This is a genomic window from Pseudarthrobacter adonitolis (assembly GCF_055412845.1).
Genome location: NZ_JBVAYW010000004.1, coordinates 74,401 through 96,284 on the forward strand (window position 1 = coordinate 74,401; position 21,884 = coordinate 96,284).

General features: G+C 65.7%; 15 protein-coding genes and 1 pseudogene. 15 read left to right on the plus strand and 1 reads right to left on the minus strand.

Annotated elements, in window-relative coordinates; all coding sequences use genetic code 11:
* Positions 1 to 87 precede the first annotated feature (87 nt).
* From ACZYZ4_RS06430 to ACZYZ4_RS06485, 12 genes and pseudogenes are all read left to right on the plus strand, one after another.
* Positions 88 to 1,554 (plus strand): glycosyltransferase family 87 protein, encoded by a 1,467-nt coding sequence (locus ACZYZ4_RS06430; protein ID WP_463859223.1) that lies wholly within the window; start codon positions 88 to 90, stop codon positions 1,552 to 1,554.
* Entirely contained in the window at positions 1,547 to 2,986 is a 1,440-nt protein-coding gene (locus ACZYZ4_RS06435; RefSeq protein ID WP_463859224.1) for a phytoene desaturase family protein, read from the plus strand. Before ACZYZ4_RS06430 ends, ACZYZ4_RS06435 begins: the two co-directional genes overlap by 8 nt.
* 56 nt (positions 2,987 to 3,042) lie before the next feature.
* Positions 3,043 to 5,031, plus strand: a complete 1,989-nt coding sequence (locus ACZYZ4_RS06440) for a penicillin-binding transpeptidase domain-containing protein (protein ID WP_463859226.1) — start codon at positions 3,043 to 3,045, stop codon at positions 5,029 to 5,031.
* Between the two features lie 98 nt (positions 5,032 to 5,129).
* Positions 5,130 to 6,812 carry an ABC-F family ATP-binding cassette domain-containing protein gene (locus tag ACZYZ4_RS06445; RefSeq protein WP_463859228.1) on the plus strand — a complete coding sequence of 561 codons (1,683 nt, stop codon included), beginning with the start codon at positions 5,130 to 5,132 and terminating at the stop codon, positions 6,810 to 6,812.
* Between the two features lie 170 nt (positions 6,813 to 6,982).
* On the plus strand, positions 6,983 to 7,756 hold the full coding sequence (locus ACZYZ4_RS06450; RefSeq protein ID WP_463859230.1) for a DeoR/GlpR family DNA-binding transcription regulator: 774 nt from the start codon (positions 6,983 to 6,985) through the stop codon (positions 7,754 to 7,756).
* On the plus strand, positions 7,753 to 8,949 hold the full coding sequence (locus ACZYZ4_RS06455) for an MFS transporter (RefSeq protein ID WP_463859232.1): 1,197 nt from the start codon (positions 7,753 to 7,755) through the stop codon (positions 8,947 to 8,949). The genes ACZYZ4_RS06450 and ACZYZ4_RS06455 overlap by 4 nt, the downstream gene beginning before the upstream one ends.
* 28 nt (positions 8,950 to 8,977) lie before the next feature.
* Positions 8,978 to 10,475 (plus strand): annotated as a pseudogene (locus ACZYZ4_RS06460) (bifunctional phosphatase PAP2/diacylglycerol kinase family protein).
* A 175-nt stretch (positions 10,476 to 10,650) separates the two neighbouring features.
* Positions 10,651 to 11,613 carry an ABC transporter ATP-binding protein gene (locus tag ACZYZ4_RS06465; protein ID WP_463859234.1) on the plus strand — a complete coding sequence of 321 codons (963 nt, stop codon included), beginning with the start codon at positions 10,651 to 10,653 and terminating at the stop codon, positions 11,611 to 11,613.
* A 14-nt stretch (positions 11,614 to 11,627) separates the two neighbouring features.
* Positions 11,628 to 12,515, plus strand: a complete 888-nt coding sequence (locus ACZYZ4_RS06470; protein ID WP_463859236.1) for an ABC-2 transporter permease family protein — start codon at positions 11,628 to 11,630, stop codon at positions 12,513 to 12,515.
* A gap of 19 nt (positions 12,516 to 12,534) precedes the next feature.
* Complete coding sequence (locus ACZYZ4_RS06475; protein ID WP_463859238.1) at positions 12,535 to 13,902, plus strand: sensor histidine kinase; 1,368 nt, start codon at positions 12,535 to 12,537, stop codon at positions 13,900 to 13,902.
* Positions 13,895 to 14,587 (plus strand): response regulator, encoded by a 693-nt coding sequence (locus ACZYZ4_RS06480; protein ID WP_463859240.1) that lies wholly within the window; start codon positions 13,895 to 13,897, stop codon positions 14,585 to 14,587. The genes ACZYZ4_RS06475 and ACZYZ4_RS06480 overlap by 8 nt, the downstream gene beginning before the upstream one ends.
* 126 nt (positions 14,588 to 14,713) lie before the next feature.
* Positions 14,714 to 16,030, plus strand: coding sequence for a M18 family aminopeptidase (locus ACZYZ4_RS06485; protein ID WP_463859242.1), 1,317 nt, complete (start codon positions 14,714 to 14,716; stop codon positions 16,028 to 16,030).
* A 12-nt stretch (positions 16,031 to 16,042) separates the two neighbouring features.
* Here the strand turns inward: ACZYZ4_RS06485 and ACZYZ4_RS06490 are convergent, their stop codons facing one another.
* Positions 16,043 to 18,253: a PKD domain-containing protein gene (locus tag ACZYZ4_RS06490; RefSeq protein ID WP_463859244.1), complete on the minus strand. Its 2,211-nt coding sequence runs from the start codon at positions 18,251 to 18,253 to the stop codon at positions 16,043 to 16,045.
* 455 nt (positions 18,254 to 18,708) lie between these two features.
* Here ACZYZ4_RS06490 and ACZYZ4_RS06495 point away from each other — a divergent pair, with 455 nt between their 5' ends.
* The 3 genes from ACZYZ4_RS06495 to ACZYZ4_RS06505 are packed head-to-tail and all read left to right on the plus strand — an operon-like array spanning position 18,709 to position 21,876.
* On the plus strand, positions 18,709 to 19,524 hold the full coding sequence (locus ACZYZ4_RS06495) for a glycosyltransferase family 2 protein (RefSeq protein ID WP_463859246.1): 816 nt from the start codon (positions 18,709 to 18,711) through the stop codon (positions 19,522 to 19,524).
* Between the two features lies 1 nt (position 19,525).
* Positions 19,526 to 20,530 (plus strand): glycosyltransferase family 2 protein, encoded by a 1,005-nt coding sequence (locus ACZYZ4_RS06500; protein ID WP_463859247.1) that lies wholly within the window; start codon positions 19,526 to 19,528, stop codon positions 20,528 to 20,530.
* The gene (locus tag ACZYZ4_RS06505) at positions 20,527 to 21,876 is read left to right on the plus strand and encodes a glycosyltransferase family 2 protein (RefSeq protein ID WP_463859249.1); all 1,350 of its coding nucleotides are present in this window, start codon (positions 20,527 to 20,529) and stop codon (positions 21,874 to 21,876) included. Before ACZYZ4_RS06500 ends, ACZYZ4_RS06505 begins: the two co-directional genes overlap by 4 nt.
* The last annotated feature ends 8 nt before the right edge of the window (positions 21,877 to 21,884 follow it).

The window sequence follows — 21,884 nt, forward strand, 5'->3', positions numbered from 1 at the left end:
CCAAATCGGCCCAACATACGCATTCGACCTTATACGTTGGGGCTGAGCCCCCGGCTGTCAGGGCACTGTCCCGGTAAGCTCTCAGACATGCAGGAGACGAAGCCACCGGCGCACCCACGGCGCGCCCGCTTGGTTGTTCCGAGCCGCAGCGACCTGTTGCTGAAGAACTTCACGGAACTGATCGGCGGGCCGATGGGTGCCCGGTCGGCGCCCGGCCTCATCTCCCCCGGCGTATTTACCGTGGAACGCGTCCTGATCATCCTGACCGTGGTGGCGGCGTTGGCCGGCATCGCAATCAAGGGCTACTGCCGGGCCAACGGCTGGGCGAGCCCCGGCCAGTTCTACTCCACGTGTTATTCCGACTTCCCGGAATTTTTCCGCAACCGCGGCCTGGGAGACGGCACGTTCCCGATCCTGAGCCCGGGATCTCTTTTTGAAGACCCCGTCCTGATGGGACTCATTGCCGTAGGGACTGCCTGGCTGGTCCCGGGCGAGGGCGCCAGTGACGCGCGGATCCTCGGTTACTTCGACCTTAATGCCACCCTGGTTGCAGCCGTTTGGATTGTCACGGTGCTGACTACGGCCCGGATGACACAGCGACGCCCCTGGGATGCGGCGATGGTGGCACTGGCACCCGGCATCGTGCTGGCCGGAACCATCAACTGGGACATGTGGGCCGTGGCCTTGTTGGCGCTGGGAATGCTGTGTTTTTCGCGTGAAAGGCTGGTCCTGGCCGGCACCCTGATCGGCCTCGCCGCAGCGACCAAGCCTTACGCCGCCCTGGTTCTCGGAGCCATCCTCCTGCTGGCCCTGCGTACCGGGCGGATCCGCGGGTTCCTGGTCACGGCCGGCGCCAGCGCAGCGGCCTGGCTGGCCATTAACGTGCCTGTTGCGGTCTCCAATCCGTCCGGCTGGGGGTACTTCTTCAGGTTCACCGAGACGAGGGAGGCCGGCTACGGGTCATTATGGTTCGCGTACAACCTGGTGGCCCGGCGCCTGCGCTGGCCGGTGCTGGATCCCACAACCATCAACTGGCTGGCCCTGGCCGTGTTCCTGCTGGCCTGCGCCATGATTGCCGCGGTGGCGCTGACAGCAGCACGCCGGCCGCGGCTGGCCCAGTTGGCGTTCCTCATCGTGGGTGCTTTTGTCCTGACCAGCAAGGTCTATTCGCCACAGCATGTCCTGTGGCTCATTCCGCTGGTGGCGTTGGCACGGCCGCGGTGGCGGGATTTTCTCATTTGGCAGGGCGTTGAAGGCCTGCACTGGGCAGCTGTCTGGATGTACCTGGGCCAGGTGACCAGCCAGGGCCCGACGCAGAACAATATTGATATGCCCTACTACGTCCTGGCGGTAATAGCACATATGCTTGCAACGGTATATTTGATGTTCCGCCTTGTGTGGGACATCTATGACCCCGACTACGATCCCATCCGCCGTCATCACCTTGATGATCCGCACGGCGGCCCGTTCGACGGACGGCCGGACTGGTTGAGGTTTTCTCCCCGCCATCCCTCACTCGCGGTCCTCCCCTGGCGGGCGAAGCACCATGACTGACGTCGCCGTCGTCGGGTCGGGACCCAACGGGCTGGCTGCCGCCGCTGTGATGGCCCGCGCGGGCCTCTCAGTTGAAGTCCATGAGGCGGCAGACACCATCGGAGGCGGTACCCGCACCGCGGAACTGATGCAGCCGGGGCACCTCCATGACATCTGCTCGGCCGTGCACCCCATGGCGCTGGCGTCCCCCTTCTTCCGGGACTTCGAACTGGGACGCCGGATTGAACTGGTGGTCCCGGAACTTTCGTTCGGATCACCGCTCGACGGCGGACGGGCGGCCCTCGGCTACCACAGCCTCGATCGGACGGTCCAAGGCCTGGGCAGGGACGGCGACGCCTACCGCAGGCTTCTTGGCCCGCTCGTTAACCGCGTTGACGGCGTGATGGATCTGACGCAGCACCAGCTGCTCAGAATTCCCCGGGAACCCATGGCGGCGGCGCTCTTCGGGCTGCGGACACTGGAGCAGGGATCGCGGCTGTGGAACACGCGGTTCAACGAGGACCTTGCGCCTGCACTGCTCAGCGGCGTGGCTGCCCATGCGGTCTCGCAGCTGCCCACGCTGGCCTCGGCCGGCGCAGGGCTCATGCTCACCGCACTGGCCCACGCCCAGGGCTGGCCGATTCCGCTGGGCGGATCGGTCTCCATCGCGGCCGCGCTGGAAGCCGACATCCGTGCCCACGGCGGGGTGATCCATACGGGAGCCCCGATCGAGAGCCTCCAACAACTCCGCGGCGCGCGGGCCACTCTGCTGGACGTGGCCCCCCGGGGTCTACTGAACATTGCCGGCGACATACTCCCGGCCCGGTACCGGCAAGCCCTGGAGGCGTTCCGCTATGGGAATGGTTCCTGCAAGGTGGACTTCATCCTGTCCGGTCCCGTTCCGTGGGCGGCCAAGGAACTGGGCGACGCCGGCACGGTGCATGTCGGCGGCACACGCGCGGAGCTGGCACGCGCGGAGAATGAAGTGTCCGCGGGCAAACACCCGGAGCGCCCTTACGTGCTGGTGGCCCAGCCATCACGTTTCGACAGCGGCCGCGCACCGGCCGGGCGGCGGATCCTCTGGGCGTACTGCCATGTGCCCGCCGGATCGACCCGCGACATGGGCGAGGCCGTGACCGCCCAGCTGGAGCGCTTCGCGCCCGGGTTCCGAGATGTGGTGGTGCAGACTCGGGTGACCACGGCGGCGGAGCTGGCCAACTACAACCGGAACTACGTGGGCGGGGACTTCAGCGCCGGGATCATGGACGTGCGCGGACTTCTCCAGCGCCCGGTGGTCTCCCGCGTTCCGTGGCGGACGCCCGTGCCCGGCGTGTATCTCTGTTCGTCCTCCACGCCGCCTGGCCCCGGCGTTACGGGGATGCCAGGGTACTTCGCCGCGAAACATGCCTTGAAGGACATGTTTGGGCTTAAGGTTCCCTCGCTCGGCCTCTAAGCCGGGGCACGAATCGGTGACAGCAGGCTCGGTCCAAATCGGGGCATAATAGCGCGGTGGGGAACTCAAGAAAACTGTCACTTGCCATAGCTGGACTCATCCTCGGCGCCTCCCTGGTTGCCTGCGACGACGGCAGAGGGGGTGCTGAAAGCGCGGCCAAGCAGTTTGCGTCCGCGCTTTCCACGCTCGACGTCGGCTCGGTCGCCTTTGACGGCAAAGACTCCGGGGTGGCCAAACAACAGATCCAGGACGTATTCAAGGCCCTGGAGCCGGACAAGCCCACCGTGGCGGCCGGCGAGCTCACGCTGGACGGCGACACTGCAACCGTTCCGTTGAACTACACCTGGAAAATCGGGACAGCCGAGTGGAAATACACGGTCTCCGCAGAGTTCACGAAATCCGGGGACAAATGGCTGGCTGTCTGGAACCCGGCAACCCTGGTTCCGGGACTCGCCGATAACGAAATCCTCAGCAAGGGCACCCAGTCGCCGCAGCGCGCCGACATCCTGGGCGCCGGTGACGCGAAGCTTGTCACGTACCGCCCCGTGGTCAACGTGGGGATCGACAGACTACTCCTGGGATCCGCGGATGCCGCCGCCTCGGCCACCAAACTGGCCGAACTGGTCGGTGTGGATCCCGCCGCCTACGCCCAGCAAGTTGGGGCCTCCGGCGCCGAGGCGTTCATCCGGGCCATCACCCTCCGTGATGAGGGCCGCACCATCACGGACGCGCAGATTACGGCCATTCCGGGTGCCCGCGCCATCCTGGAAGCCCAGCCGCTGGCACCCAGCCGCACGTTCGCAAGGGCTGTCCTCGGCACCGTCGGAGAGGCTACGGAGGAACAGATCGAGGCGTCCGACGGCGTCCTGACCGCCGGAGACGTGACCGGCATCGGCGGGCTCCAGCAGCAGTATGACGCACAACTCCGCGGCACCGACGCCGTGGTGATCCGTGCGCAGCGGTCCGACCTCACCCGCGAACAGATCCATGCCGCCGGAACGGATCCCCGGAAGGTGGTCTTCCAGATGGCTCCGACCCCCGGCACGCCCCTGAAAACCACTCTGGATCCGACCCTCCAGTCACTCGCCGAGAGCACGCTTGCCGGTGTCGGCCCGGCATCGGCCATCGTGGCGCTCCGCCCCTCCACCGGTGCGGTTCTGGCCGCGGCCTCCGGCCCCGGAAGCAACGGCTACAACACCGCAATGCTGGGCCAGTACGCTCCCGGGTCAACCTTCAAGATCGTCGATTCGCTCGCCATGCTCCGCAACGGACTGACGCCCGATTCGAAGGTGGAATGCACACCCACCCTTACCGTGGACGGCCGGACGTTCAAGAACGCGGAAGGCTACCCGGAAACGTCGCTGGGGTCGGTGGCGCTCCGCGACGCCTTTGCCCACTCGTGCAACACGGCGTTCATCGCTGCGCGCGACACGGTCACACAGGCCCAGCTTGAGGCTGCCGCCGTCGCCATGGGCTTAGCGGTAGAGGCCCCCTCGCTGGGCGCCGCGGCGTTCCTCGGGTCCGTTCCGGGCGAGGCTGCCGGCACCGAACATGCCGCCTCGATGATCGGCCAGGGCAAGGTTCTCCTGTCCCCGCTGGCGGCGGCCATCATGGCCGGGTCCGTGGGCAAGGGATCCCCCGTCTCACCGCAGCTGGTCCTGAATCCCGACGCCGGCGCTGCCGCGGCAGACACCTCAGGCGCGGCGACGACGGACGCGGGTTCGCCGTCGTCGACCGTTACGCCCGAGGCGCCGTCCAAGGCGTCCGGCCAGCCGATCACTGCCGCCGAGGCCGGGGCGCTGTCCGACATGATGCGGGCGGTGGTCACGTCCGGCCACGCCGGCTTCCTGTCGACCGTTCCGGGCGCTCCGGTGGGCGCCAAGACCGGCACTGCGGAGTTCGGCAAGGAGACCCCGCCCAAGACGCACGCCTGGATCGTGGCAGTCCACGGTGACCTGGCAGTGGCCGTGTTTGTCGAGGACGGCGGCCTCGGAGCCACCACATCCGGGCCGCTGCTCAAGCAGTTCCTGGCCGCCGCCGGCTAAGGCCCGAGTTTTTGTCCGGCTAGTGCGCGCAGAACTGTCTCGAAGGCAGATTACCTGGACAAAAAATCGTGTGGGGCGGCCATGGGAAGATTGTTGGCGTGGCCCACATAGACATTTCCGGTATTGACTACTTCCTCTCCGATGGCACGCAACTGCTCAACGGCGTGACTTTCAAGGTCCCGGACGGCACCAAAACGGCCCTGATCGGCCCCAACGGCACCGGCAAGACCACCCTCTTCCGGATCATTTCCGGCGACCTCGTTCCGGACGAAGGTGTGATCGGGCGCTCCGGAAACATGGGCATCATGCGCCAGTTCGTGGGCCAGGTCAGGGATGATTCCACGGTCCGCGACCTTCTGGTTTCCGCCGCCCCGCCGGCCCTGGCGGCCGCAGCCAAGGAAGTGGACTTGGCTGAGCTCGCGATGGTGGAGGACGACGACGAGCCCTCCCAGATGCGGTATGCGCAGGCCATCGTGGACTGGGGAGATGCCGGCGGCTACGACGTGGAAACGGTCTGGGACGAGGTCTGCATGGCCGCCCTCGGACTGCCCTTTGACCGCGCACAGCACCGCCCGGCGTCGAGCCTTTCCGGCGGCGAGCAGAAGCGGCTGGTGCTGGAGGCCCTGTTCGCGGGACCTGACGAACTCCTGCTCCTGGATGAACCGGACAACTACCTCGATGTGCCTGGCAAGCGCTGGCTTGAGGACAAGCTCAACGGGTCCAAAAAGACTGTCTTTTTCATCAGCCACGACCGCGAGCTGCTGAACAATGCCGCCGGACGCATCGTGACCCTCGAACCGGGCATCAACGGCGCCGGTGCCTGGGTGCACGGCGGTGGCTTTGGCTCCTACGTCGACGCCCGCGCCGACCGGAACGCCCGCTTCGAAGAGCTCCGCAAACGCTGGGACGAGGAGCACGTGAAGCTCAAGGAACTCGTCAACATGTACAAGAACAAAGCGGCATTCCGCTCCGATATGGCCAACCGCTACCAGGCCGCCCAAACGCGCCTGGCCAAGTTCCTCGAGGCCGGCCCGCCCGAAGCATTGCCGATCGAGCAGAACGTGCGCATGCGCCTCAAGGGCGGCCGGACCGCCAAGCGCGCCGTCGTGGCTGAAAAACTGGAACTGACCGGGCTGATGAAGCCGTTCTCCACCGAAGTATGGTTCGGTGACCGCGTGGGTGTGCTCGGCTCCAACGGCTCCGGCAAGAGCCACTTCCTGCGCCTGCTCGCCACGGGCGGGACGGACCCGGAACGGGAGCACCTCCCCGTGTCAGACGTCGATATTGCCGAAGTACCGCACGAGGGCACCGTGAAACTCGGCGCCCGTATCCGGCCCGGATTTTTTGCCCAGACCCACGTTCGGCCCGACCTCCTGGGCAAAACCCTGCTGGAGATCCTGCACCGCGGCGACGAACACCGGTCCGGCCTGGGACGCGAGGCCGCCGCCGGCGCTTTGGACGGCTACGGACTGGCCTCACAGTCGGAGCAGAAGTACGAGTCACTCTCCGGCGGCCAGCAGGCGCGGTTCCAGATCCTGCTCCTGCAGCTCTCCGGCGCCACGCTCCTGCTGCTGGATGAGCCCACGGACAACCTGGACCTGCATTCGGCCGAGGCGCTGGAAAAGGCCATCGACCACTTCGAGGGAACCGTCCTGGCAGTCACCCACGACCGCTGGTTCGCCCGCACCTTCGACCGGTTCCTGGTGTTCGGATCAGACGGCCGCGTCTACGAATCCCCCGAGCCCGTGTGGGACGAAAAGCGGGTTGAGCGCGCCCGCTGACCCCGGATGCTCTCTCACTTCCTGCAGGTTTTCGGCAAACGCTCTCTCAGTAGGCGAGAGAGCGTTTGCCTTTTTTGTGCAGAAAGTGAGAGAGCGTTTGCTGTCTTGGTGCAGGAAGTGAGAGAGCGTCAGGTTGCGATCATATGATCAGAAATTGCTATCATATGAGCATGAAGACTGAAGAGCGGCACCGCCTGATCGGGGAACTGCTGCGCCGCAAAGCCGAGATCTCGGTGGAAGAGCTGACCCGGGCGTGCGACGCATCGGGCGCCACCATCCGCCGCGACCTGGAGATGCTCGCATCGCATGGCGTGCTGCGCCGGGTCCACGGCGGTGCCAGGAGCCTCATTGCCGGCGGCGAAAACCCCGGCTACGGCCAGCGCGAACTCGAAGACCAGGCCGTCAAGGTCAGGATCGCCGCCGCCGTGGCCGGCCTGCTGGGAGAGCGCGAACACGTGTGGCTGGACAGCGGCACCACAGCCACGGAAATTGCCCGCGTCCTCCGCGGGCGCGAACTGACGCTGATGCCCATGTCCCTTCGCTCCCTGACGACGGTCACGGACGACGGCCCGCACGCCGGCGAGCGTCCTGCCCTGCTGCTCCCCGGCGGAAGCCTGGTTCCCGGCGAACTATCCTTCCGCGGCCCGCTCGCGGAGGCCAACATCCGCTCCCTGCGCTTCGACACGGCGGTGGTCACGCCCTGCGCCTTGAACCTCAGGGACGGCCTCCTGGCCCATGATCTGGAAGATGCCGCAGTGAAGCGGGCTGGACTCGAATCGGCGGGGCGGGTGATTGTTGCCTGCGCCGGTGCCAAATGGAATGCCACCGCGATGGCCCTGGTTGCCCCCTTGGACGCAGTGAACGTGATAGTCACGGACAAAGACCTGAGTGCGGACGAACTCGCACACCTTAACAACCTCTCGGTGGAAGTAGTTAAAGCATGAGCATTAACACCAGCACGACGGCCGGACCGTCCCTCAAGGCAGCAGCCGCCGCCACTTTTGTGGTCTTCGGAATCAACGGCTTTGTTTTTGCGAGCTGGGCCGCCAGGATCCCCGCCGTCACTGAGACGCTGCACCTGACCTCCGGCCAGATGGGCACGCTTCTGCTGTGCATAGCCGTCGGCTCACTGCTGGCTCTTCCGACGGCGGGACTTGTGGTGGGGAAGATCGGCACCGCCAACGCGGTGCGCGCAGGCGGTCTGCTGTCAGCTCTGGCCGGGGTGGGTATTGCACTCTCCCTGTCGGCGGAATCGATCCCGGGCACCGCCATTGCGCTGTTCTTCTTCGGCATCGGCGTCGGGCTGTGGGATGTCTCCCAAAACATTGAAGGAGCCGACGTCGAGCACAAGCTTAGGCGCACCATCATGCCCCAGTTCCATGCTGCCTTCAGCGGCGGGGCCTTTGTGGGGGCGCTGATCGGTGCTGGCCTGTCAACGATCGGTGTCGGCCTGCCGTTGCACTTGCTGGTCATCGCCGGTGTGGTGGTGGTGGTAGCCCTCGTGGCGCCCCGCTATTTCCTCCCCCACGCCGCCCAGGCCGCTCCGGTCGAGGGTGAACCGACGGCTGTGAAGGGGCCATCGGCCTGGCGTGACAGCCGCACCCTGCTGATAGGCGTTGTGGTCCTGGGCGCAACACTCACCGAAGGCGCCGGAAACGACTGGATCGCCAAGGCCACCGTTGACGGCCTGGGCAGTTCGGAATCCACCGGCGCCCTGATGTTCGCCTTGTTTGTCCTGGCGATGACGGCGATGCGGCTCGTCGGCGGCCGCGTGATCGACACCTACGGACGCGTTATAGTGCTCCGGGCCAGCATGGCCGCGGCCACGGCAGGTCTGTGCCTGTTTGTGCTCGCGGGGAACATCTGGCTGGCCGGGGTTGGCGCTGCGCTGTGGGGCGTGGGCGCTGCGCTGGCCTTCCCCATGGGGATGTCCGCGGCCGCCGACGATCCGAAGCATGCAGCCGCGAGGGTTTCGGTTGTATCCACTTTGGGGTATGTTTCCTTCCTCGCCGGCCCGCCGTTGCTGGGCTACCTGGGCGACCTCACGGGAATTCATCTGGCGCTCCTCGCGATCCTCGCCCCGATCCTGGTGGCCTTGCTCCTCGCCGGAGCCGCGAGGCCCCTGTCCTCCAAGTAGGGAGGGACCACCGATATAGGGTGGGGAGATGTACAGAGCGTGGCGCAAAGGACCGGGGTGGATCAGCCGAATCGACCGGCACCTTGTCCGCGGCGTGTCGTCGCTTCCGGGCGGAAACCACGATGAGTTCTTCCGTCGCCTCTCCGCGTCCGCCACTCACGGCAAACTGTGGATGGTGGCAGCCGCGATCATGGCCGCGTTTCCCGGCAAGCCCCGCCGGGCCGCCCTGCACGGGCTGATCGCCCAAGCGGTGGCATCGGCTGTTACCAATGTGGTGTTCAAGAGCCTGTTGCCGCGGGCACGGCCGCTCCCTGAGCATCTGCCGGTCTTCCGGTTTGTCCATCCGCAGCCCACCAGCTCGTCCATGCCATCGGGGCATTCGGCCTCGGCCATCGCCTTCGCGCTCGGCGCCGGGATGGTTTAAGCCGGGTGTCGGTGCAGCACTTGCGCCGGCGGCACTGGGGGTGGCCTACTCACGTGTCCACACCGGAGCCCACTGGCCATCGGATGTGTTCTTCGGTTCGGCGATCGGCGCAGGTGCGGCGCTGGCGACCCGCAAGTGGTGGCCCGTCCGCCCACCGTTTCCCGAAGTGTCCCGGACCGCAACCCACGCCCCGGAACTGCCGGGCGGCGAAGGGCTCAGCATCGTGGTGAACACCCTGGGCGGCTCATTCACCGAACAAACGGCAGACGCGCTCCAGGGAGTATTCCCGAAAGCGAATATAAAAACGGTCGAACTGGGAGAGAGCCTAGAGGAGGCCATCCAGGCCACCGCATCCCGCCCGGACACGCGTGCCCTGGGCGTGTGGGGCGGCGACGGAACTGTTGGCACCGCGGCCGCGGCCGCCGTCGAACATTCTCTTCCCCTGTTGGTGCTCCCGGGCGGAACACTCAACCACTTCGCGCGGGACACGGGGACTGCCAACCTGAAGGACGCTGTGGCAGCCGCAGCCGCGGGTGAAGCCGCGCGCGCCGACGTCGGCGTTGTGACGGTGGAGCGCGGGCTGGCAGGCAACCCGGAAAGAGCTGACGTGGTCATGCTGAACACGGCCAGCATAGGCCTGTACCCCAACCTGGTCCGGCGCAGGGAGCAGTTGCAGCCGGCCCTCGGCAAACCGCTGGCCGGCGTGGTTGCAATGTTCCGGACCTTCGCCGCGGGAACACCCACCACCCTGACAGTGGACGGTGTCCGGCACAAACTCTGGATCGCGTACATCGGACGCGGCCGCTACTACCCCCGGGACCACGCGCCCCTGTCGCGGCCCGTGCTGGACGACGGCATCCTGGATGTCCGCATGATCACCGCCGACGAATCCTTTGCCCGGCTCCGGCTCCTGTGGTCGGTGCTGACCGGTACGGTGGCGACGTCCCGGATCACCCACCTGCGGGAGGCCCTGGAGGTCCGCATTGAGTCGGAGGGCTCCCCCATGGCACTGGCGGTCGACGGCGAAGCGCTGGCGGGCGTGCGCAGCGTCCTGTTCCGGGTGGAACCGCGCGCCCTGACGTACTACTCGCCCCGCACCTAAGGCGGCTGCGTCCCGGAGGGGACCCCTAATCATCCGTGCGGACTACCCTGATTCGACCCTGAATCATCCCCGAGACAGGCGAAATCCGGCCGTGCCGTCGGTAGCGTGGAGCGTACACACGAAAACTTCCCCGCATCCCGCAGCCACCTGGCTGCTGTTCTAAGGAACATTTCCCATGATTGAGGCAACAGGCCTGACCAAGGTCTACGGCAGCAAAACGGCGGTTGACGGCGTCAGCTTCACCGTCAAGGCAGGGCAGGTAACGGGCTTCCTGGGCCCGAACGGTGCCGGCAAATCCACCACCATGCGCATGATCATGGGACTGGACCGGCCGACGTCGGGCACGGTGACCGTCAACGGCCTGCACTACGCCGATCACAAGGCCCCCCTGCACGAGGTGGGTGCGCTGCTGGACGCCAAGGCGGTCCACACCAGCCGCAGCGCCTACAACCATCTGCGGGCCATGGCGGCGACGCACAACATCCCCACGTCCAGGGTGCACGAAGTCATCGAGATGACCGGCCTGGAGGCCGTGGCACGGAAGAAGGCAGGCGGCTTCTCGCTGGGCATGGGGCAGCGCCTTGGCATTGCCGCCGCGCTCCTTGGCGACCCGCAGACCCTGATCCTGGATGAGCCGGTCAACGGCCTCGATCCGGAGGGTGTGTTGTGGGTCCGCAACCTGGTCCGCTACCTCGCCGGTCAGGGGAAGACGATCTTCCTGTCCTCGCACCTGATGAGTGAGATGTCCCAGACCGCCGACCACCTGATCGTGATCGGCCGCGGCAAGATCATTGCCGACGCCCCCGTGCAGGACATCATTGCGGGCACCCGTCAGGTCAAAACCCTGGTCCGCACGTCCGCGGCCACCCAGCTGTCGGCCCTGCTGTCCGGCGATGGCGTGACTGTGGACCAGGGCCAGCCCGAAACCCTGGAAGTGACCGGCCTCGACGCGCGGCAGATCGCCCAGGTGGCACTGGATAACCGGGTCCTCGTCTACGAACTCACCCCGCAGCAATCGTCTCTGGAAGACGCCTACTTCGACCTCACCAAGGACGAAGTGGAATACCACTCACACCTGACCGGTGGCCCCGCCGCCGAGTTGACCCTGGAAGCCGCCCCGGCAACGGCAGGAAAGTAAGGACGATGACCACCATGACTGATACCCAGACTTCCCGGGTCCGTGCCACCGCTGGTACAAAGGGGGTGACCTTCGCCGGTGTGCTGCGGTCCGAATGGATCAAGCTGTTCTCCCTGATGTCCACCCGCATCCTGCTGCTCCTGACCCTGGTGGCGATTGTCGGCGTCGGGACCCTTGCCGTCCTGATCCGGTTCTCCTTCCTGGATGAAATGGCCCGGCAGGCCAGGGACCAGGGCCAGACCCTGACGCCCGAAATGATGGCGCAGACCTTCCCGCCCGGATCGGGCTTTGACCTGTACAACCTGCCCAATGCCGGACTGCAGATCGGCATCCTGGTGTTGGGCTCGCTGGCAGTCCTGTTCATCTCTTCCGAATACGCCACGGGAATGATCCGTTCCACTATGAACGCCGTCCCGCGCCGCACACCGGCCTTTGTGGCCAAGGCGATCCTGCTCGCCGTGATCTCCTACGTCATCACCACCATCGCCGCCGTGGCCACGTTCCTGATTGCCATGCCGGTCTTCCAGGGCCTGGGCTTGGACCTGGACTGGTCCACGGACGGCGTGCTGTACAGCGTCTTCACGGGCGGCCTCTACGTTGCCGGGGTGGCTTTAATCGGCCTGTCGCTCGGCGCACTGCTGCGCAACTCCGCCGGCGGCATCACCGTGCTGGTGGGCCTATTCTTCGTATTGTCCATCGCGGCGAGCTTTATGACCTTCATCCCGGGTGACTTCTGGAAGTACGTGCCGCAGTACCTCCCCAGCGACGCCGGCGGACGGTTCCTGTCCATCGGCCACACCGACGGCGTCATCGATCCTTGGCAGGGCGGCCTGATTTTCCTGGGCTACGTTCTGCTGTTCCTGGTTCCGGCCATGCTTGTGCTCAAGAAACGCGACGTCTAGCGGACACTAGGCTCAGAGCATGAATGAAGCGGCTCTGGTCAGGGACGCGCCGGCCAGCCAGGCCGACGCGTCCTTTGCCGAAATCACGGCCAAGCGCCGCGGCCTCCTCCGGCGGTACCTCTACCAGCATCCGAGGGTGATGGACGGCGTGGTGGTGTTCAGCTATGGGCTGCTGGTGGCACCGACCGTGGTGGACGCGGTTTCGTCCGGTGCCTGGCTGGCAGCGGCACTCCTCTTCGCGGTCGCGGGGGCCCTGTTCTTCCGGCGCTCCCACCCAGTGGCGCTGGCAGCCTTCGTCGCGGTCATGGAAGTGGCGGTCACGCTGCTGCACCCGTGGGGTTCCAATGTGTCGGCGGGGCTGTGGTTCTCGCTCTACGCCGTGGCCGTGGTGCACACGCGCCGGTTCGCGCTGGCGGCCATGGCCGCCGCCACGGCGCCGCTTGCCCTGCTGTACCTGCTGGCCGCCGTTGGTCCCATGGAGAATTCCTTCGTCCACGACGCCGACGGCAATCCCGGGGACTTCCACCTCCTGACCAGCATCGCCACCGGCGCCAGTATCGCCCTGTCCAACGTCATCGCCACCGGGATCGGCATCTCGGTGCGGCAACGGCGGGAGCACGAGCAGGAGATCGCCGCCTGGGCGGCGCGGACGGCCAGCCTGGCGTCCGTCAACGAACGCAACCGGATCGCCCGCGAAATGCACGACGTCGTGGCGCATTCACTGACGGTGATGGTCAGCCTCTCCGATGGCGCCGCCGTCGTGGTCCGGAAAAATCCCGACCGCGCCGGCGAGGTCCTTGGTGAACTGTCGCGGACCGGCCGGACCGCGCTGGCGGACATGCGGCGTGTCCTGGGTGTACTTCGGGACGACGCCGGCGGGACGGCGCCACGGCAGCCGCTCGCTTCCGGCGACAGCCTGGCGAAGCTCCTGGAGGGCTTCCGGACCGCGGGTCTGCCGCTGCACTACTCACACACCGGCCCGGCGCTGCCAGACGACGCGGCCTTCCAGCTGACGGTTTACCGGATAGTTCAGGAGTCACTGACCAATGTGCTCCGCCACGGCCGGTCGCTGGGACGGGTGGACGTGGGGATCGTCCGGGCCGGCTCCACGGTCACCATTGAAGTGCTCGACGACGGCAAGGGAGTCCCGGGTCCGGGCACCTCCGACGGCGGCGGGCCGGGTTCAGGCGGGCCGGGTTTCGGCGGCGGGCCCGGTTCCGGCCAGGGACTGGCGGGCATGGCCGAGCGGGCGCGCATCTACGCGGGCACCGTGGTGGCCGGACGGCGCGGCCGCGGCTGGCGGGTCGATGCCGTCCTGAGCTGGCCCGCCGACGACCCCGCGGAAACCCACAACCATCCACCCCAACTGCAAGGCACCCGTGACTGAGACCCAACCGATAACCGTCCTGCTGGTGGATGACCAGCCGCTTCTCAGGATGGGCTTCCGCCTCATCCTCGAGGGCGAGGAAGACCTGCATATTGTGGGCGAGGCCTCCGACGGTGCCGAGGCGGTACGGCTGGTCCGCGACCTCAACCCCGACGTGGTGCTGATGGATGTCCGGATGCCCGTGCTGGACGGTATCGAGGCAACCCGCGCCATCACGGCCTCCGGATCCTGCGCCCGGATCATCATCCTCACCACCTTCGACGTGGACGAATATGCGTTCGCCGGGCTCCAGGCAGGCGCGTCCGCCTTCCTCCTCAAGGACGTGGCGCCGTCGGAGCTGGTCAGCGCCGTCCAGGTGGTGGCCAGTGGGGATGCCGTGGTGGCCCCGCGTGTCACGCAACGGCTGCTGGAGACCTATGTCCGCGCTGCTGCCATGCCGGCCCCCTCCGCCGCACCGCGGGACCCCCTGCTCGAAGACCTCACCCCGCGCGAAACCGAAATGCTCGAAGCCATGGCAGAGGGCCTCTCCAACGCCGAAATCGCGCACCGGTATTTCCTTTCCGAAGCAACGGTAAAGACCCACGTTCGCCGGATCCTGACCAAGCTCCACCTGCGCGACCGGGTCCAGGCAGTGGTTTACGCCTACGAGACCGGCTTGGTGGTCCCGAGTAATCCTGACTACTGACGCACAGGTTCCGCACAAGATTCGAATCCATGAGCAACGACACGGCGGCCGGGATGCTGCTGGCGGTATCGCAGATCGCGCTGACCTACACCGCCGGGCTCAATGTGACCATCTAGACTCGGAACCATGTCTTCACCTTCCGCTGCCGTTGACCACATCCAAGACCTTGGCACGTACGTCAGCGCATCGCCGTCGAGCTTCCACGCCGTTCACGAGGCCGCCCGGCGGCTGGACGAAGCCGGGTTCACGGGCCTGGACGAGCGTGACCCCTGGGCTGGCGGGGCTGGTTCGTTCTACTTGGTCCGTGACGGCGCGCTGATCGCCTGGGTGGTCCCGGAAGGCGCCGGACCCACCACCGGGTTCAACATCCTCGGCGCGCACACGGACTCCCCGTCCTTCAAACTCAAGCCCAAGCCCACCACCGGAGCATTCGGCTGGCTGCAGGCCGGCGTGGAGGTCTACGGCGGACCGCTCCTGAACTCCTGGCTGGACCGCGAGCTGCAGCTGGCCGGCCGGCTGGTCATGCTGGACGGAACCCAGCACCTCACCGCCACGGGACCGATGCTGCGCTTCCCGCAGCTGGCCATCCACCTCGATCGCGCCGTGAATGACGCGCTGACCCTGGACAAGCAGCGGCATATGAACCCGGTGTGGGGGCTGGGCGACCCTGCCGGTGCGGACCTCCTCGCCGTGCTCGCTTCCCACGTCCGTGGCGGCGCTTCCGTTGATCCGGCCAGGATCGGAGGGTACGACGTCGTCATTGCAGACACGCAGGCGCCTGCGGTTTTCGGGGCGAACGGGGAGGTCTTCGCCTCCGGGCGCCTGGACAACCTTTCCGCGACGCATGCCGGGCTGGCGGCGCTGATCGCGCACGGTGCTTCTCCCGCTTCTTCCGCCGGGGCGGGTGGGCCGATCGCCGTCCTCGCGGCGTTCGACCACGAGGAAATCGGCTCCAACTCCCGTTCCGGAGCCTGCGGACCCATCCTCGAAGACGTGCTGGTGCGGATCTCCGACGGCCTCGGCGCAACGGTGAGCCAGCGGCGGCAGGCCCTGGCGGCGTCGTTCTGCGTTTCCGCCGACGCGGGCCATGCTGTCCACCCCAATTACCCGGAGCGGCACGATCCCGCCAACCACCCGGTCCTTAACGGTGGCCCCCTGCTGAAGATCAACGCCAACCAGCGGTACGCGACCGACGCCACCGGAGCTGCGTTTTGGGCCCGGCTCTGTAGTGACGCGAAGGTGCCGTACCAGGAGTTCGTGTCCAACAATGTGGTGCCTTGCGGCTCCACCATCGGCCCACTGACCGCGACCCGCCTTGGGATCCGGACCGTCGACGTCGGAGTTCCCTTGCTGTCGATGCATTCAGCGAGGGAGCTCTGCGGTGTGGACGACCCGCACAGGCTGGCCACGGTCACGGAGCTGTTCTTCCGGACAGCGGCCTAGGGAGCCGGGCCGTCAGCTCGCCGGCTTTAGGGCGGTCCGCCAGGCGGCAACGGCGCGAGGTGCGCTGAACGTCCAGGTGGCAGCGTCACTGGCCCCGGCCGTTACTTGGGGTTTGTCGGCCTGTTCCGCGATTTGGCCACCGGTGGCCTCCCAGCGCTCGGTCCAGCCGCTGGGTGGGGATGTGACGGGCGTTGCGCAATCACACCCGGCACCGCCGATCAGCATCGCGCCGTCGCTGGCCGTGGTTAAGCCAGGAACAGTAATGCTGACAGCCGAGTAGCTCGCGTCAACAGCGGTGACGACGGGACTGTCCAGCGGCGTTGTGTTGTCGACGCCGCGGTAGGCGGTGATGCCGCCGCCCCACTTGGCGGTTGCACTCAAGGTCCAGCTGTAATCGGGCGGATCGGACGAACCCACCACGTTGTAGTAGGCGAAAACCCGTGCGCCGGAGGTCGACGAGCTGTTGATGGACAGTGCGTTCACGATGGGGGTCCAGCCGGACGGGATGGAAGCCATCGAACGGTTCAGGTCAGCTGTGATCGTTGCGACCAGCACGTCACCGGGCTGGGTGCCGGAGGGCGCGGTCAATGACACGGACGTGGAGGCTGTTCCTGAATAGGTGGTGCTTGAATTGACGGCGGTCACCCCGGTCGCCGGAATGGCCGGACCCACCTCGATGGTTGACGTGGCGGACGTTGAGCCGCCGCTGTTGGTGGCGGTCAGTGTCGCGGTGTACGTGCCGGCCCCGGAGTAAGTGTGTGAGGGATTCTGGGCCGTGGACGTGCCGCCATCACCGAACGTCCAGGACCAGGAGGTCGGAGCGCCGGTCGAGGTGTCGGTGAAGCTGACGGGCAGGGGAGCTGAACCGGTGGTGGGTGTGGCAGTGAAGGACGCTACGGGCGCCGGGGTGACCGCACCTAGGCTCCTGTCAGCGAACCAGTAGCGCTTGGTGACTTGGTCGCTGGCCAGGACGACGAGGCCCGTGGTGCTGTTCACGCTCTGCTTGGTGGTGGTCACATTGTTAATGTTCGGGGAGGCGGCGTCCTGGATGACCGGGGTGCCGCGGCCGGATCCGAAGACGGGATTGTCCATGGAGGCGGTTTTTTCATAGATGCTGCCTGCCACGCCGGAGAACGAGCAGCCGCTGACGGAGGTTGATGGTGCCGTCTGGAACGCGTGCACCAGATTGTTTTGGGTGTCCAGCACAATCTGCGGGCGTGAGACACAGTCGCCCACCGTGGAAATTGTGGACTTCGAGAAGGAACCAGTGCCGGGTTTGAACACCAGCAGCTGCAGCTGGGGCAGCGCCGGGTCCCAGGAGACGTCGTTAAGGCTGGTCTTCACAGCGGCGAAGACGCGGCCGGAGCTGTCGGCCTGCAGAGTTTTGAGGTTCAGGTGGTCATCGGACTGTTTGTTGCCCTGGATCGCCGGCTGGACCTTCCACGATGACGCCGCCGCCGGTGCCGTTCCGTCAGTGCGGGTTGCCCAGTTCACGGACCCGGTGAGCTGGTCGCTCCACATCACGCCGATCTTGTTCTGGCCGAAGGCCACGACGGCTGAGATGTCGTCAGGTGCCGGATTCGGGTTGGAGACAGGAATCACGAAGGGAGTGGCCCAGCTGGTGCCTCCAGGGGCGGAGTTGTTGACATAGACCGTGTTGGTGAACCCGGCGGTCGAATTGCCGGCCACCTGCGTCCAGGTGGCCCAGATCGCACCGGTGGAGTCCTTATCGATGGTCATCGTTTCGCTGCTGTTGGTGCTGATGGTCGTCGGGAAGCCGCTGTCCAGCGTGTAGGTGCCATCGGAGTAGCTGTAGCGGTACAGCTTCGCCGGTTTGCCGGACTTCGAAACACTGGAGGCCACGACGTGGGAGGCGATGTAAAGATGCTCGCCGTCCCACAGCGTGTCCGCCAGGGTGGTGCCGCGGGTGTCGTTCAGAACACCGGTGTCCACCCACGTCCCCGTGCCGCGGTCCAGCCGGTAGATACTCCAGCCGCTGCCGGACGTCCACATGTCTGCCCACCACGAACCGTCGTTCCACCACAGTTTGCTCTGGGGCTTGTCCGACGTCGGCGGGTTGCTTACGCCCGAATAGCTCAGGCTCGGCGTGCCATAGGTCGGATCAGCCGATGCCACAGGGGACGTAGCCAGGAGGGATCCCGCCACGATCAGGGCCGTGATGAGCGTTTGGCTCAGCCACCTGACGGTACGAGCAATCTTCATCGGGGCTCCTGGGCGCTTGAAAATCGTCAGCCTGAAGTCCGTTATGCGCGCTGGCCCAGAAACAGCGGTCAAACCCCAGTTAGGCGACAAGCCTATGCCCGGGCAGGGACGCTGCAATGAATTCCCCTATACCTAAATTGTGGGCGGAATGAGAACCCCTATACCTAATATTTGTATCCGCGGATAACCCCTGTACTTGGGTAGGGAACGTTATCCTGGGCTCAAAACTGAGTACCTACTACTGGTGACACCGCCTCAGACCAGCCATAGGCTCTTCCTCACGGCCAGAGTCAAAGGCTAAATGAGAGCTGGGGCCAGAGACCAGACCCATGACCGGATAAAGCGCTAATGCCGCGCCCGACTCCTTGGTCGGACGCGGAGTTGACTAAATCCGCAAACGTCATGAAGTGGTGAGGTATTTGTCCATTTCCACCCAGCTCCCAATTTCATTCTCGATGCCGGCTATAGAAGCCGCCAGGGCCACAATCAGCGTCGTCATCCCAACGCTGAACGAAGCGAAAAATATTCCGTGGGTCCTTCGTCGAATTCCCTCGTATGTGGACGAGGTTGTGATCGTCGATGGCCGTTCCACGGACAACACAGTGGGCGTAGCACAAGCAATCCGCGACAACCTCGTCATCGTCAATGAGCAGCGCAAGGGAAAGGGTGTGGCCCTTCGCTCCGGGTTTGATGCAGCTTCAGGCGACATCATCGTCATGCTGGACGCGGATGGGAGCATGGATCCCCAAGAGATTGGCTGGTTCGTTTCCCCACTCCAGCACGATTACGACTTCGTTAAAGGCTCACGCCATGTCACGGGAGGAGGGTCCGAAGACCTCACCCGCCTCAGGAAGGCAGGCAACCGCGCGCTGACCGGGCTGGCCAACGCGGTCCTGCACAGCAACTACTCCGACCTTTGCTATGGATACATAGCGTTTCGACGGGAATGCCTGGAGATCCTGCAGCTGGAATCGGACGGCTTTGAAATTGAGACCGAGTTGATTGTCCGGGCGGCCAAGGCCGGTCTGCGGATTGCAGAAGTCCCCAGCCTGGAGCTGGATCGCATCTCCGGCGCGTCGCATCTGCAGACGTTCCGCGACGGGTGGCGGGTACTGAGCACGCTCGCGCGCGAATGCACCATGTGGGAGGCGCCCACCGCCGGCGCCAGGCCGGAAGCGCTCCGCCGGGTGAAGTATGCCTACGCAAATGTCAGCGTCCCACGGACGCCCACGGACCCCCAGACAGTTCTCTCCCTGGTTCGGGGAGGCTAGCATGCTGGATCGGGATCGCATTGCACGTCCCACCGCGTCGATCGTCATTTGTGCCTACACCGAACGGCGCTGGGACCTCCTGCTGGACGTCATAGAGTCCGTCCGGGCCCAGACAGTTGCACCCCAAGAAGTCCTGGTGGTGATTGACCATAACGAGGACCTCTACGAGCGGCTCATCGAGATTGTCGATGACGTGACGGTGGTGGAGAGCAGCGGCCCCCGCGGGCTTTCCGGAGCACGCAACACCGGCGTCGGCCTGGCGGACTCAGACATTGTGGCCTTCCTTGACGATGATGCCGAGGCCGCGCCGGACTGGCTTGAACGGCTGCTTGCCTTTTACGACGATCCTGACGTGCTGGCCGTCGGCGGACGCGTCGAACCGGTGTGGGAAACGGGCCGGCCGGGCTACTTCGGTGAAGAGCTCGACTGGATCGTCGGATGCAGCCACCGCGGAATGCCCAAGGTGGCCTCCGAGGTCCGGAATGTCATCGGCGCAAACATGTCCTTCCGGCTTGAAGTCCTGCGCCAGGTTGGCGGCTTCAACCTTTCGCTGGGACGCCAGGGCACCTTGCCCCTCGGCTGCGAGGAGACCGAGATCTGCATCCGTTCAAGGATGGGCTCACCCGGATCGCGGATTGTTTACGAACCCGCGGCTTTGGTACGCCACCACGTGCCGGCGGACAGAGGGACATTGCGCTACATGCTGTCGCGTTCCTGGTCCGAAGGGATCTCCAAAGCCCAGGTCAGCCGGGTGGTAGGCCACAAACGGGCTCTGGGCCCGGAACGCCGGTACGTGCGCAGCGTCCTGCCGCGGGCCGTATTTGCGGGAGTGCGCGATTGGGGCCGGGGCGACAACCCACAGGGGCTCGGTCGGGCGGGAGCTGTCATTGCGGTCCTGGCATGCACCGCAGCCGGGTACGTACGCGGACGCCGGATAGCCCACGTCGAGGGCCGTCCGCTGTCCGGGACTGCCCTTACGGGCGCACCGTGGAGGGAGGTCCAGTGAGCGAACGCGTCGGTGAGCTTGTAGAGGAGAGGGCTGCCTTTGAGCTGGCACCGGCCATGGAGAGTGCCGTCCCGCCGGAGTGGGCGGGAGCCCGCTGGATCGGTGCCGTTGATCTGGAATGCCTCACCGATCACACGCAATTGCAGCTGCTCAGTCATGCGGGCTACGACCGCGCACGGCTGTTGGTGCGCCAAGGGACAGCGGTTCGTGGCTTCGTCGATGTGGAGGCTCCAGGGGGAATAGTCCAGCGGGACGCTCTGGAGGAGGCTGCTGCTGGCCTTCCAGCGGTTGTGCCGTTGACCGCAGGAGTCGCAATCCCGTCCATCACCGTTGTCGTCTGCACTCGGGACCGCTCCGCACTGCTCAGAGGAGCACTGACTGCCATCCTTAGGCTCGACTACCCCAATTTCGATGTCCTCGTGGTGGACAACGCGCCAAGGACTGCCGAAACCGCCAACATGGTGTGCGACGAGTTTGACGACCCTCGGATCAGGCTCATCACCCAGCCCGTCCCTGGACTCTCCCAGGCGCGGAATGCAGGCCTCCGCCACGCACAGGGCGACATCGTCGCGTACACCGATGACGATGTTGTTGTCGATGAGGCGTGGCTGCGCGAAATCGCCGCCGGTTTCGAACGCATGCCCGGCACGGCCTGCGTCACGGGACTCGTGCCGGCAGGGGAGCTGCGTTCACCGGCCCAGGGATACTTTGATGACCGCGTCAGCTGGTCCAAGTGCGTGGCGCCGAAGGTGTACTCCCTTGCCGAGCCGCCTGCGGAACTTCCAACGTTTCCCTTCTGCATCGGCGCATTTGGAACCGGGGCCAACTTTGCGTTGGACCGCCGCGTGGCGCTTGCTCTGGGCTCCTTCGATGCAGCCTTGGGGGTTGGAACTCGAACCGGGGGAGGCGAAGACATCGATATGTTTACCCGGGTGATTCTGGCGGGGTACTCCCTGGTTGTTCAGCCCTCAGCAATTGTCTGGCATCGGCACCGTGACGACTTACAGGCGTTGCGCGTCCAGGCGAGGGGGTACGGCCTGGGCCTCGGTGCCTGGCTCGCTAAGATCCTGTCCAACCCGGAAACGGCAAAGCTCGCCCTGGCACGAAGTCCACGGGCTGCCCGAAAGTTTCTGCGGAATGCACGCGTTCAACGTGGGTCCTCAGAAGAACGCCCACTCGGCGACGACTCATGGGATGCCCAACTCGCTAAGGTGCTGCGCTTGGAGCTTTACTCGGTCGCCCTTGGACCGCTTAGTTACATGCTTGAACGACGCCTTGGGGCAACTAGGCCCACGGAAACGAATCGGACCGCACTCAAGCTTGGACACTCACGCAAGGCAACTTAGGAAGGTCT